The organism is Lysinibacillus sp. HST-98, assembly GCF_016757845.1.
Lineage (GTDB): Bacteria > Bacillota > Bacilli > Bacillales_A > Planococcaceae > Lysinibacillus > Lysinibacillus capsici.
This window is the reverse complement of record NZ_JAENHX010000001.1, coordinates 117807-130708: the sequence shown is the minus strand read 5'-3', so window position 1 is coordinate 130708 and position 12902 is coordinate 117807. Positions and strand designations below refer to the sequence as shown.

The following is a 12902-nucleotide window of genomic DNA, read 5'->3' as shown; positions in this document are numbered from 1 at the left end:
AATAGATGGAAATGTTTCTAGCTTTAGGCGCTATTTTGGCAGCTCTTGGTGTTGTTTTAGGTGCTTTTGGTGCACATGCACTCAAGGATAAGTTTGCCTCACCGCATTATGCAGCCATTTGGGAAACGGCTGTGCAATATCAGATGTACCATGCTTTAGGGATTCTAGCCCTTGGCATTCTATCCAATGATGCATTTTTAGGAAGCTCTAGTTTGCTTTCTTGGGCAGGCTACTTGATGTTTACAGGGATTGTATTCTTCTCTGGTAGTCTATATGTGCTAGCCGTGACAGGTGTGAAAAAGCTAGGTGCGATTACGCCAATTGGTGGCATGTTATTTATTATTGCGTGGGTGCTTGTTATAATAGCTGCCTTATCCTGATACAGAAAAAGTAACGAGAACGTTCTGATGATTTATATCATAGGAGCTTCTCGTTTTTTAGTTGAAAGGAAGAAAATGAAACAATTTGTCTGATTTTGCGTATTACATAATATTAAGAGATGTTAAAATAAGCTAAACATCAATGTGAAGGTGGGAATATTTATGGGTTTATTGAAAGCAGGCGTTGGGGCATTAACAGGTGTTTTAGAGGATCAATGGCGTGAGTATTTTTATTGTGAGTCATTATCCTCAGATGTTCTAGTAACTAAGGGTGTTAAACGCACTTCTAAACGAGGTTCAAATAAAGGAAATGACAACATTATTAGCAATGGCTCGATTATTGCCGTCAATGAAGGGCAATGTATGATGATTGTTGAACAGGGAAAAGTTGTAGAGTTTTCTTCAGAAGCTGGGGAATATGTCTATGATACATCAACAGAACCTTCGATTATGTACGGCTCAGATTTATCCCAAGGCATAATAGAAACATTTAAACAGATAGGCAAGCGTTTTACATTTGGTGGGGAACCTGCTAAAGATCAGCGAGTTTATTATTTTAATAAAAAGGAGATTGTTGGGAATAAATATGGCACTCCTGCACCAATTCCATTCCGAGTTATTGATCGTAATATCGGATTAGATATCGACATTGCCATTCGTTGCCATGGTGAGTATTCTTATAGAATCATTGATCCGTTATTATTCTATACAAATGTATGTGGAAATGTAGAGCGTGAATTTACGCGAGAGGCCATTGATAGCCAGTTAAAATCAGAATTAATGACAGCGTTACAGCCAGCTTTTGCACAAATTTCAGCAAGTGGCGTTCGTTATAGTGAAATACCTGCGCATACGGTTGCCTTAGCAGACGCACTCAATAAGGTATTATCAGAAAAGTGGCTTGCTACACGTGGTTTAGCTGTTGTGTCATTTGGCATTAGTACCCTGAAGGCTTCTGAGGAAGACGAAGCCATGATAAAACAACTACAACGCAATGCGGTCATGCGTGATCCAGGTATGGCTGCTGCCCATTTAACAGGCGCTCAGGCAGAAGCGATGATTGCAGCTGCTAACAATGATGGTGGCGCTATGGCAGGCTTTATGGGGATGAATATGGCTGCACAAGCAGGTGGAGTCAATGCTGGTCAGCTTTATCAAATGAATGAGCAAAATAAGCAAGCGCAAATGGCTCAGGCTGCGTTGCAAAATCAATCAGCCAAAGCACTTGGAACATGGACATGTGCATGTGGTCATGACAACACAGGGAAATTCTGTTCAAATTGCGGGGCAGCAAAACCAGTGGAAGAGGGCTGGACATGTACATGTGGAGCGGTGAATAAAGGAAAGTTTTGTAGCGAGTGTGGCTCTAAAAAAACAGCTGGTGCTTTACTCTATGCATGTGATAAATGTGGGTGGGCACCAGAGGACCCTGCCAATCCGCCTAAATTCTGTCCAGAATGCGGCGATGTTTTTGATGAAAAAGATGTCAAGTAAGGAGATGATGACCTATGTCAACGCAAGAAGTTGAAAATGTCAAACAAGTAAAACTTGACTTTGATGCAGAATGTCCGTCCTGTAGTGCATCAATTGAGTTTAATCCTGCTACAGGTAAGCTGACTTGTCCGTATTGTGGATTTGAATCAGAAATTGCAACCCCTGAACAAGAAGAGGAAAAGGTTGCTCAGGAAATGGACTTCTTAAAAGCAGAGGAACGTGGGAATTTCAATTGGGGCGTGGAGAAGAAAACAGTTATTTGTAAAGCTTGTGCGGCCGAGACAATTTATGATGCCCTGCAGGTCGCTGACAGTTGTCCTTACTGCGGCTCAAATCAGGTCATGGAAGCGAGCGCTGAAAATACGCTTGCTCCCAATGGCGTATGTGCTTTTGAAGTAACAGATAAGCAGGCTGGAGAACATTTTCAGAAATGGATCAAAGGTCGATGGTTTACACCAAAGGCTGCCAAAATAAGTGCAAAGCCTGATGCCTTTAAAGGGGTATACCTCCCGTATTGGACATTTGATTCAAAAACAAGCTCCAGATACTCCGCAAGATATGGACGACATCGAACGGTTACGGATAAAGATGGTAAAACGCATACTGAAACAGATTGGTATTCAACAAGTGGTTTTTATCAGGAATTTATAGACGATCATTTAGTGAGTGCCACAACACGCTATGATCGGGACATGATGCGAAAAATTGAACCATTTAATCTTCTTAATAATAAGGCCTATAAACCCCAATATGTAGCTGGATTTTTATCAGAGCGTTACAGTGTTGGTTTGCAGGATGGCTGGAGCCAAGCAAAAAGTGAAATTCATGATCATCTCCATGCGCAGATTACGTCCAAAATTCGTTGGGAAAATAGGGCGGATGTAGTATCCAATCTACGTTTTTCCACAAACCATGATGATATTACATACAAATATTTAATGTTACCCATTTGGTTATCCTCTTTCCGCTATAAGGAGAAGGTTTACCGCTTTATGGTGAATGGACAAACGGGTCGAGTTGGCGGCAATGCTCCTATCTCGCCGCTTCGCGTAACAATTGCTGTTATTTTATCCTTAGCAGTAATCACTCTGATTTGGTATTTCTTTATGTCTGAATAATAATAAACAGTATGCCAGTAGGAGCCTTTTGTTGTCCTTTTGGGATACTGTTTTTTCATAAAATTGTCCTTAAATACTGGGTAAATGACTGAATTAATTGGCTTATATAGGATAATCATCATCCATTATCACGGCTGTCATTGCGTCAAGTTGCATAGATTAAAGGGAGAGTAAAATATTAGAACAGCCTTGGATGGACAAAAGCATAAGGTTGCAAGATGGTGTAAAAAGCAACTTACTATGTAGGAAAATCGTTAGAATGGATAAAAATCAACTAATGCAATGGTGGTTAAAAATGAGGGCGGATTTGCCATAAATGATGAGTAGTGAAGTTGCGATTTTACTTTAAACAACTTATTATACAGTCAGAGAGCATTTTTTAAGCTAGTCATGATAAATGTAATGTTATTTTTGAATAACAACAAAAACGTTATTCATATTGGAGGTTTCGATGATGGACGCAATTGAAGTGTTAACAAATTTAGATCAAATACATGGGTATTATCAACCGATATTTAGCGCAGACGCGCATACGGTGATTGCCTACGAAATTTCCGGATATCTACAAATTCAAGGTCAGCAAATTAATTTAAAGGATTTCGTCAACAATGAAGATATTCCAGAAGAATATCGAATTGATATGGAACACAAAATTTTACATGCGGCATTAGCCAAAATTGATGAAATTGCACCAGAAATTGATATTTATATTCCAAGCAATCCAAATTTATTGATGCAAGATTTTGGTGAAAGTCATTTTAATATTATCCAACAATATCTAGAGGAAAAAGATTTACAGCGTATCGTACTTGTCGTATCAGAGCATCGTTTTATAGGGGATATTAACAAATTACATCACGCCCTACGCTATTTTACGACGTTTGGGGTGAAAATTGCCGTTCAGGAAGTAGGCGCCGAAAGTCATTTAGAGCATATTGCGCTATTGGCACCACATATCTTAAAAGTCAATACACGTGATTTAAATTACGATTCTTGGTCCGCTCAATCGGACATGATTTCTGCCATTGGTAGCCTAGCTTATAAAATTGGAGCGAATCTATTATTTGAAGAAATTGAAACGGTTTATCAACTACAATTTGCTTGGAAAAATGGTGGTAGATTTTATCAAGGGCCATACCTAGCAAATCCAGCTATGACTTTTGTTGATAAGGATATATTAAAGGAACGTTTTAAAAAAGAATGCCAGCAATTTATTACTTCCGAAAAGAAAATGCTAGAGGCGCAATATTTGCAGTTGAAAAAATTAAGGGAGGAATTAGAGGCGATTGTTCACCGTGTGAAACCAACAAGCGACAATGTCTCCCATTTAGAGTACTTAGCTGAATTATTGGATAGCTACTCCTTCCGTCTCTATATTTGTAATGAGGACGGATTCCAGTTAACGCCTAACGTTATGCGAATTGATGGGAATTGGGAGCTACAGCCGCGTGCCATCAATAAAAATTGGAGCTGGCGTCCTTATTTCCTTCAAACAATTATTAAAATGCGCAACGATCAAAGTGGGGAAATCTCTGAATTGTATCGGGATATTGAAACAGGAGAAATTACAAGAACATTCTCCATTGCGATCAACGAGCATGAATATTTGTTTGTTGACCTTTCCTATGATTATCTTTATGAGCACAAAATCTTTAGATAATATTAGTAATTTCTTTAGTGACAACATATCAGGAGTACAATTGCAATTCGATATATTTAGTGAACTAGGTATGATGGGAGAATCCTAAAAGCCTAGTAAAATACTGAAGTTGCCTTCTATTTTTGTAGAAGGCAATTTTTTTGATTTCAATCAAGAATGCTATTTAAATTCTCATAGAAAATTACCTACCTCTATCGAAACAAAAAGGGCAAGCAATACATTTGTTAAATTTGGAATGAACGATTTTGTTTTTTCAGTATTTTTTCATTTAGCTTAATTAAGATGGAAATAACAAAAAGGAGCTGAAAAAATGAGGATTATCAAAATACTTCTAATTATGATTTTAATTTGGCCATTTGTTGATGCCAAAATAGCAAATGCGGATGATGAAGAAGATTATGAAAAATACGAGGGTGATGTTCATAAAAAGCACAATGATTATGAAGATGATGATGATGACGAGGAAGATGATGATTATTATAAAGAAGAGGATGAGTACGAATATTATGACCAAAGATACCTTGAAACAAATAGTAATACATGGAATATTTGGACAAGATCGACTTATGTAAATAAAGGAGAGTTACCCTTTAAAGAAGCGAAAGAAATTCAAATAAAACTAGAAAATAATAATAATACAGTGTCACTTTACTTGATTCCTTTAGATGGTGAAATATATGTGCCAGGTAAAATTGTTGCTGAACTTTTAGGTGCAAAAGTAGTTAATTATGATAATAGTAAAATATTAGAAATTAATAAAGCTGGTACAGAACTAATTTTTCGTGCGGGGACAAATGTTGTGTACTATAACGAGATAAAATCGCCGATACCAGCTGTTACATTTTACTTGAATGATAATATATATGTTCCAATTAGTGTAATTTCAAATGGTTTGGGCTATGTGGCTGAATGGCAAGAAATGAATAACGCTGTTGTATTGAAGTTATTAAAATAAAAAAGGAGATGATTAAATGAAAGATCAAAAGAAAGCTAAATGGATATTAGGTACCTCTGGAGTAATATTATCTTCTTTACTATTAACGCAATTTAATCATGTTCCATCAGATACAAACATAGCTGATCTAAATTTGACAAATGAACAATCAAAAAAAATGTCAGACCGAGAAAGGGAACTTGTTCAATTGGATTGGACAAATTTTGAAATTGTGGGAGTGAATCAGCTACAACAACCAAATAAAATTCGGACCGATCGAACGACCAAACGATCCTAAACTTAGTTTGAAGTGGAGTTGAAATTGCTTGGATACCTTATCACTAAACACGATGAATACAAACTTTTATATTGAAATTGCTGGAACACAACAAATTGATTGGAAAGACAAAGTGGTGAAATGGTTGCAATACGTTGCAAGAGAGTGGTCAAGATTTGAGCCAAATAATGAGTTAAATCAAATTAATCAACTAAAGGTAGGAGAAATAGGCAAAATTACTCCTGCATTATACGATTGTTTAAAAGCAGCAGACAACTATTATACATTAACTAATAATATATTTTCTCCGTATTTAAAATTACATTTAGAACAACATGGGTATGATCGATCCTTTCCTTTTCACGAATCAAAGTATAAGCCAATACAAATAGAAAAAAAGGCAAATAAGCCATTTCTTTTTTTGGATCACAATGAAGTTTTAAAAACGGATAATCAATTAATTGATTTAGGTGGATTTGCCAAAGGATACGTAGTTGAAAAAATAGCTGATTGGCTTAGACAGATTTCTCCAGAGTTTGGAATTGTAGATGGTGGTGGAGATATGAAAATGTGGTCGTCAGGCAACAAGACATGGACCATTGGGATTGCTCATCCATTTCATATACACGAAGAGATCAGTACAATTAGAATTCAAAATGGAGCAATTGCCACTTCAAATCGTATATTTAGAAGTTGGAAACAGCAGGGGAAAGAAAAGCATCACTTATTAGATGGAAGAACTGGAGAGGTAATCCTTAGCCCTATACTTCAAACAACAATAATAACAAACTCATTATGTCAAGCAGAAGTAGCAACAAAACTTGCTTTTTTATTAAATGAACAAGAATTACAAGTGTGGTTTGACAAACTACAGATGTCTTGCGCTTGCTTGATAGCAAAAGATGATGGAAGTATATATTGGTTGAAAGGAGGAGAAAAGTTAGATGTTATTTAGTACTTGGGAATGGATTCGATTATTAGGGCTTTTAAGTTATTTTTACTTCAGTATGTCCATTTTGTTTGGTTTACTAAGGAAATCTTCTACTCTCAAGTCCAATAAAAACTTGTACTTTCAATTACATCAAATGAGTGGATGGATGGGATTTATAACTGTTATTGTACATTTACTTTTACTAATGATTGATCAATACGAACCCTATACTATTGCTGATATCGTATTACCTTTTAGCGCGAACTATCAGCCATTGTTGTCTGGGCTGGGAACCATAGCTTTTTATTTATTTTTAATAGTTCTTGTAACATCAGATATATGGATAAATAAAATGAACTTCTCACTTTGGAAGAAGATACATTTTCTTGTTTTACCTGCTTGGATATTATCACTTATTCATGGGCTATTCATTGGTACTGACTCTAATCAAATGTTAGTAATTTTATTTTATAGTAGTACGGTAATGGTTATAATCATCGCACTACTTGTAAGGTTGATGAGTGATGGGTTTAAGAAGAAAGATCAAAAGCAAGGGGTTAGCAAGTAAGCGGTGCTTGAATGGAGGAAAGGCAGTTTCTCCATGTTAGCTAGACTGCCAAAGTAGCTCACAAAAATAACCTAGTTGAATGGCACTACTGATTCATGTAATGCCATTCTATGGTTTATCCATCATGTAACGATAAATAGCCTACTTTTTATTATAAAGAGGAAATTGAATACAAAATGTTGTACCTTTTTCCAACTCGCTTTGAACTGTTAATGTTCCTCCGTGATCTTGAACAATAGAATCAGCTATAGCAAGTCCCAGTCCTGTTCCGTTTCGGTTTCTCACAGCATCACTCCGGAAAAATCTATCAAAAATAAAAGGGAGGTCTTCCTTAGAAATCCCAATGCCTGTATCTTCAATGTAGATATATATCATTTTATCAGTCTGTAAAAGCTTTAGATAGATGGATCCTTTTTGTGTGTACTGGGCTGCATTATCTAATAATATATAAATTAATTCAGTTATATTATTTGAATTTCCAATAAATTCAACATTAGGTTGGATTTCTGTTTCGAAAACGATTGTTTTTGGTAACGCTCTTTTAAACTTCCTACTAATCGTTATAAGCAACTCTGTTAAGGAGATTTTTTCTTTAGTTGAATGAATACGATTTTTGTCATGTCGGGCTAAAAATAATAGTTTCTCTAATAGCTCTTTCATTAACGCTGCTTCATGCTTTAAATCTTCGATTAATTCTTTACCGAAATCACTCATATTATTAGCTTCATCAGATTCTAAAATATCGAGTGAACTATAAAATACACTTAGCGGTGTTCTTAACTCATGAGAAGCATCTGAAACAAAACTTTTTTGTTTTTCAAGTGCATGTTGAATGGGGATCATGGCTTTTCCTGCCATGTAGTAACTTAAGAATCCAATTATGATTGTAAAAATTATAATTAAAACTATAAACAGTAAAATCATTTTTTGAAAAAAATGATATTGTGATGTGGTCGATTTGCCTATAACAATATATCCTAGGAATTCATCGTTAGTCTGAATGGGTTTCGATAAAATTAAAAGATGTTTATCGCGCCAATTTAAATTTTTTACAAAACGTTTAGAAGGATTTTCCGTTTGAATGATTTTTTCTAGATCTTTAAATAAACCTTGATAGTTTTCGTCACCGTGGACTAGTATCTGGTCTTTTGTGTAAACATAGTAAAAATACATACCATTTGGGTTAAATTCTAATTTCCCTTCATTATCATTTTTGTGCTCAAAAAAGTCATGATATTGTTCTTCGTAATAAGTTTCTAGTTCTTCTACTTGTTGATAATTCATTAGTTGAACTAATGAAAAATAAAGAATAATAAGAAAAGCAAAGAAAAAGCCTATAAAATAAATGGAGTTAAATAAAGTTAATTTTTTACGAGTTTTCTTAAACATGCTACCTCACTCTGTATCCTATTCCTCTAATGTTTTCAATAATGGATTTTGATCGATTATAATCGATTTTTTTACGAACTAATTTTACTAACGCATCAAGGTTGTTGTTAGTCATTTCATGATCAAATCCCCATACTTGTGTATAAATTTGTTCTCTAGTAAGAACGATGCCTTTGTTGATAAAAAGGTACTCTAACAATAAGAATTCGTTTTTAGTTAATAGTATTTCTTGATTATCTTTATAAAGTGTCCTAGAATCCAAATATAACTTTAAATCATCAATTTGAATAATTTGATGAATGGATTTATTTTTTCTTCTTAAAATGGCACGTATTCTCGCTAAGAGTTCTTCCATTTTAAATGGTTTAACAACATAATCATCAGCACCTGCATCTAATCCAAGGATGATGTCATTGCTATCATCCTTTGCTGTTAGTATTAAAATGCCACCTTCATAACCATTTCTTCTAGCTTCTTTGCACACATCAATACCGCTTAATTCTGGCATCATCCAATCTAGAATGACGAGGTCGTAAGTTTGAAACAGTATGTATTCTAATGCATGCTGACCATTATCTACAGCATCGACCTGATGAAATTCTTTTTGAATGATGTGAACAATGTTTTTCCTTAACCGATTATCATCTTCTGCTATCAGTATTTTCAACGAAGCTCCCCTACCTTTTTTATACTCAGTATAACTAATTTATAACAACATTATGAAATCCACCTGAATTTTTTATGCAACCAACCTTCTACTTATTCTAAGTCAAAAAAGAAATTTTAGTTAAATATCGTAATTTTTTCTAGTGCCGTTTTTCAGATTTTTTTCATATTGTTTGCTTAGACTAATGTTGAAACTCAATATGGAAGGAGATCTCCTATGCGATATTTAAAAATTTTTGGGATAGTATTGGTAGTTATATTTTTTATGTATGATGTAAATCCCATATATGCAGATGATATTTTTGATGGAAAAGATGAATATGATTATGAGGATAACGGTAGACAACAACACGAGGAAGGACGTTATGAGGATATTGGTGAATTAATTGGTTGGTGTACATTCATAGGAATTGGTGCAGCTGGTATGATTTTTCCTATTCGAACCTTCATGAAGTCTGTAATTCGTACATTCCCACAAGCTAAAGGGCTATATTTATCTGCAGCAAAGTTAATAGGTAGATATCATATTCTTTTTGGCATAATGGCATTGTTATTAGGTATAGGTCATGGGTTAATCATGTACTTTAATGAGGGTGAATTGGAGAATGAAGGAATTATTGGCTTGATTGCAATTATTCTTTTGTCTATTACTGCTATCGTAGGAATGAATTTTTTCAACTATAGAAAAAATCGAAGCTTACGAACAATCCATATTTCCATAGCCGCATTAAGTGTTATTGCAGGAGGGATTCATATTTTTATCTCTTAGTCATGTAAACATGACTCGGCTCATAATTACTCAGCTTAACATTTTTGTTGCCTATTGTATTCATTTCTATATATTTGTTTTATAAACAATGTTTTAGACAAAGAATTTCTAGTATTTGAGCTTAATGCAAAATGATCGCATTAGGGAAGTGTAATGTGTAATTATATTTAAGTTTATAGTTCTTGTATTGGGTATGGTATATTTCCGTATAAGAATTCTACACCTCAGAATTCATACTAGCTGTAATGGAAGTGGACAAAACTTAGCCACCGACACGACCCCAAAATAACGAAAAAACTAGGTACGCCAAAGAGGGGTACCTAGTTCTATTAGGCAAAGGGACACTTGGGATGGAGTGACCCTAGTAACAATTTCGGAGGTGTAAGGCTAGTTTAGCTTTACACTACTATATATATGTTGTGATTGCTATAGTTGAATAGTTAATTGCCTGAGAAATAATAAATGAAATGCTAAATAGTTTGGGTATTTCATTGATTGTGTAGGATAGAAATGGTAAAATGAACATAACTTTAGGGACAAGGAGGAGAATTCACATGAAAAAAAGGGCTATTCGTTTTTTAAGCATGGGTATAGGGTTCTCCACAGCTGTTTTTTTCTAAAATCAACGAACGAGGGATAAGTCTGCCCTTTTTTAGAAAAATACGATCCTAAAGGAGAAGAGAATATGAAAACAAACATTATACGTAAAACTCCAATGCAGGTACCTAGCCCTGTGGGGGAATATAGCCACATGACAATCATTCCGAAAGATGCAACATTGTTTGCATTTTCTGGACAAATTGGGGTTGATCAAGATGATCAACTGCCTACAGATCTAATTGAACAAACCACCAATACATTTAGAAATATTGAAGCGCTTTTAGCAACTGAGGGATTGGATGCATCTCATGTGGTAAAGGTGAATATATGGGCGACAGAGGAGATTGATTGGCATCATTTCGATCAGCAATGGGAAGTAATGTTTGGTCATTCCTATCCCTCTATGACTATTGCTTATGTATCAGCATTAGGGCTACCAGATATAAAAATAGAGATTGAACTTTGGGCTGCTAAATAGCCTGAAAAACGACAATATCCATGTGGTATTGTCGTTTTTGTGTAACATGGTATTAACGTAACATCCTTTTTAATTGTTTCATTTCATAATTTAATTCGTCAATTTGCTTTTGTAGTTTGTCAATATCATTGCTATTACTTTCATTTTCCTTCAACTCATTTTCTAACGCAAGACCAGCCGCAATGGTCGCTAGAGCGTCTCCACGTGTTGTGATCGCGACAGCCAGCTTAGCTGCTGGACTCACGGATTCCAATCCCTCACTATTCCGATTACCTTTATTTTGCTTCATATAATCCGCCCTACAAAAAAGGGTATTAGTTGCATTGTATGCTTAGGATAAGTAACAGGTGAAGAATTTATGGGCATCAAAGTATGTAACAAGGGACAGTTGGTTTTATAAGGCGTTTTTCAGAAGTTTATGGTCTTTTCAAAGATGATTCAAATGACATTCAGAGGATAAATGAATATTTTAACTCATGTAAAAATGAGTTGTCAATAATAAATTTGTAATTTTATTAAAAAATGTTATAATAGTATTACGATAATTTTTTATAAACGTATTTCGAATTCCGATGTCCTATTTTGCAGAAAGAATTTGGATACGTTTTTTTATTTTTAAACGGAAGAAAAATTCGAAATTGTTTAAAGAAGTTATTTGGAAAAAATTTACTATCTAATAGTAACTTAATTTTTATTCCATAAGGAGGACTAGATGAATGAATCTAATTAATAAGAAAGTTACACACAAGCGTTTTGGCATAGGTAGTATAGTTAATCAAAATGATTCAAGTATTGAAATACATTTTGCATCAGAAAATAAAAGGTTTGTTTTTCCAGATGTATTTGGAAAGCACCTAACAATACATGATAAAAGTGATGCTAAGTTACTTGAGGAAATCATACAAAAAAAGGAAATTGAACGAAAAGAAGAAGAATCGCGGATGGAAGAGGTAAAAGAACTTCAACGGAAAGAACTCTTGCTTCGCTTGGAACACGAAAAACTTATGAGTAATCATAAACTTCATCCCTCATCACAGATGGTTTTTTGGTGTGATTCAGAGGAACAGAATAGTTCTGTTTCAGAGTGGAATGTTTTTTCAGGTATATTAAAGAGTGGTAGTAACAAAGGAAAGCCAAACAAGCCGAGCCGCTTGCACCAAAATAGCGCTGTCCTTTTAACAGCAAGAGATTCCAGCCAGCCTGAAAGTGATAGACGCATCTTAGGTGTCTATATGGTGAATGAAAAATTCGTTGGCAAGCTGTGTGAAGATGGACATATTCCTGCCCATTCAAAATACAGAATTCAACTGACAGAACAGGAATCGGATCAGTTACTTTTCTGGCAATATTATATGAATGAAAAATTCCCCGAAAAAATGACATGGAAGACGGGGAAATATCGTTATTTCGAAAATTTATGGATGGCTCAAATTTTACTTGATATCATATCGTTGAAAAGTGACCCACAAGAACGGGAGTTGGCACAACAATTCTTTAAACATTTTTGTAAAATGAATCAGATAGCAGTTCAAGAAATTCCCAAACCTGATGGCGCATTAACCCGTATTTAGTACAGTGAACCAATTATCAAGATGAAGAGCTATACTTGCTTGCAAGAGAAAAATAATGGCAATGAAT

At 34.9% G+C, this 12902-nt stretch carries 14 protein-coding genes; 11 read left to right on the top strand and 3 right to left on the bottom strand.

Annotation, left to right across the window (positions count from 1 at the left end):
• Positions 1–5: 5 nt before the first annotated feature.
• The 8 genes from JIN86_RS00700 (at position 6) to JIN86_RS00665 (ending at position 7362) form a co-directional block, all read left to right on the top strand.
• The gene (locus tag JIN86_RS00700; protein ID WP_202341020.1) at positions 6–380 is read left to right on the top strand and encodes a DUF423 domain-containing protein; all 375 of its coding nucleotides are present in this window, start codon (positions 6–8) and stop codon (positions 378–380) included.
• Positions 381–542: 162 nt separating this feature from the next.
• Entirely contained in the window at positions 543–1874 is a 1332-nt protein-coding gene (locus tag JIN86_RS00695; RefSeq protein ID WP_202341019.1) for an SPFH domain-containing protein, read from the top strand.
• Between the two features lie 14 nt (positions 1875–1888).
• The gene (locus JIN86_RS00690; RefSeq protein ID WP_009370398.1) at positions 1889–2992 is read left to right on the top strand and encodes a TFIIB-type zinc ribbon-containing protein; all 1104 of its coding nucleotides are present in this window, start codon (positions 1889–1891) and stop codon (positions 2990–2992) included.
• A gap of 454 nt (positions 2993–3446) precedes the next feature.
• On the top strand, positions 3447–4652 hold the full coding sequence (locus tag JIN86_RS00685) for an EAL-associated domain-containing protein (protein ID WP_004225145.1): 1206 nt from the start codon (positions 3447–3449) through the stop codon (positions 4650–4652).
• 310 nt (positions 4653–4962) lie between these two features.
• The gene (locus JIN86_RS00680; RefSeq protein WP_202341018.1) at positions 4963–5607 is read left to right on the top strand and encodes a copper amine oxidase N-terminal domain-containing protein; all 645 of its coding nucleotides are present in this window, start codon (positions 4963–4965) and stop codon (positions 5605–5607) included.
• 16 nt (positions 5608–5623) lie between these two features.
• Positions 5624–5884 (top strand): hypothetical protein, encoded by a 261-nt coding sequence (locus JIN86_RS00675; RefSeq protein ID WP_004225151.1) that lies wholly within the window; start codon positions 5624–5626, stop codon positions 5882–5884.
• 28 nt (positions 5885–5912) lie between these two features.
• The gene (locus JIN86_RS00670; protein WP_202341017.1) at positions 5913–6818 is read left to right on the top strand and encodes an FAD:protein FMN transferase; all 906 of its coding nucleotides are present in this window, start codon (positions 5913–5915) and stop codon (positions 6816–6818) included.
• Positions 6808–7362: a ferric reductase-like transmembrane domain-containing protein gene (locus JIN86_RS00665; protein ID WP_202341016.1), complete on the top strand. Its 555-nt coding sequence runs from the start codon at positions 6808–6810 to the stop codon at positions 7360–7362. The genes JIN86_RS00670 and JIN86_RS00665 overlap by 11 nt, the downstream gene beginning before the upstream one ends.
• Before the next feature lie 141 nt (positions 7363–7503).
• Here JIN86_RS00665 and JIN86_RS00660 read toward each other — a convergent pair whose 3' ends face one another.
• Positions 7504–8751, bottom strand: a complete 1248-nt coding sequence (locus JIN86_RS00660) for a sensor histidine kinase (protein WP_202341015.1) — start codon at positions 8749–8751, stop codon at positions 7504–7506.
• Position 8752: 1 nt separating this feature from the next.
• A complete protein-coding gene (locus tag JIN86_RS00655; protein ID WP_004225159.1) occupies positions 8753–9418 on the bottom strand; it encodes a response regulator transcription factor in 666 nt (221 codons plus the stop codon).
• Between the two features lie 216 nt (positions 9419–9634).
• Here JIN86_RS00655 and JIN86_RS00650 point away from each other — a divergent pair, with 216 nt between their 5' ends.
• The gene (locus tag JIN86_RS00650) at positions 9635–10186 is read left to right on the top strand and encodes a hypothetical protein (RefSeq protein ID WP_004225161.1); all 552 of its coding nucleotides are present in this window, start codon (positions 9635–9637) and stop codon (positions 10184–10186) included.
• 685 nt (positions 10187–10871) lie between these two features.
• On the top strand, positions 10872–11264 hold the full coding sequence (locus tag JIN86_RS00645; protein WP_004225163.1) for a RidA family protein: 393 nt from the start codon (positions 10872–10874) through the stop codon (positions 11262–11264).
• A gap of 52 nt (positions 11265–11316) precedes the next feature.
• Here JIN86_RS00645 and JIN86_RS00640 read toward each other — a convergent pair whose 3' ends face one another.
• Positions 11317–11553 (bottom strand): hypothetical protein, encoded by a 237-nt coding sequence (locus tag JIN86_RS00640; protein WP_202341014.1) that lies wholly within the window; start codon positions 11551–11553, stop codon positions 11317–11319.
• A gap of 427 nt (positions 11554–11980) precedes the next feature.
• Here JIN86_RS00640 and JIN86_RS00635 point away from each other — a divergent pair, with 427 nt between their 5' ends.
• Entirely contained in the window at positions 11981–12835 is an 855-nt protein-coding gene (locus JIN86_RS00635; protein ID WP_202341013.1) for a malate synthase, read from the top strand.
• Positions 12836–12902 lie beyond the last annotated feature (67 nt).

Bases quoted from the DNA above. Each gene is read 5' to 3' on its own strand.
- JIN86_RS00645 (WP_004225163.1), top strand. From the start codon at position 10,872: ATGAAAACAAACATTATACGTAAAACTCCAATGCAGGTACCTAGCCCT.
- JIN86_RS00680 (WP_202341018.1), top strand. From the start codon at position 4,963: ATGAGGATTATCAAAATACTTCTAATTATGATTTTAATTTGGCCATTT.
- JIN86_RS00695 (WP_202341019.1), top strand. From the start codon at position 543: ATGGGTTTATTGAAAGCAGGCGTTGGGGCATTAACAGGTGTTTTAGAG.
- JIN86_RS00665 (WP_202341016.1), top strand. From the start codon at position 6,808: ATGTTATTTAGTACTTGGGAATGGATTCGATTATTAGGGCTTTTAAGT.
- JIN86_RS00650 (WP_004225161.1), top strand. From the start codon at position 9,635: ATGCGATATTTAAAAATTTTTGGGATAGTATTGGTAGTTATATTTTTT.
- JIN86_RS00640 (WP_202341014.1), bottom strand. From the start codon at position 11,553: ATGAAGCAAAATAAAGGTAATCGGAATAGTGAGGGATTGGAATCCGTG.
- JIN86_RS00675 (WP_004225151.1), top strand. From the start codon at position 5,624: ATGAAAGATCAAAAGAAAGCTAAATGGATATTAGGTACCTCTGGAGTA.
- JIN86_RS00690 (WP_009370398.1), top strand. From the start codon at position 1,889: ATGTCAACGCAAGAAGTTGAAAATGTCAAACAAGTAAAACTTGACTTT.
- JIN86_RS00635 (WP_202341013.1), top strand. From the start codon at position 11,981: ATGAATCTAATTAATAAGAAAGTTACACACAAGCGTTTTGGCATAGGT.
- JIN86_RS00660 (WP_202341015.1), bottom strand. From the start codon at position 8,751: ATGTTTAAGAAAACTCGTAAAAAATTAACTTTATTTAACTCCATTTAT.
- JIN86_RS00700 (WP_202341020.1), top strand. From the start codon at position 6: ATGGAAATGTTTCTAGCTTTAGGCGCTATTTTGGCAGCTCTTGGTGTT.
- JIN86_RS00685 (WP_004225145.1), top strand. From the start codon at position 3,447: ATGGACGCAATTGAAGTGTTAACAAATTTAGATCAAATACATGGGTAT.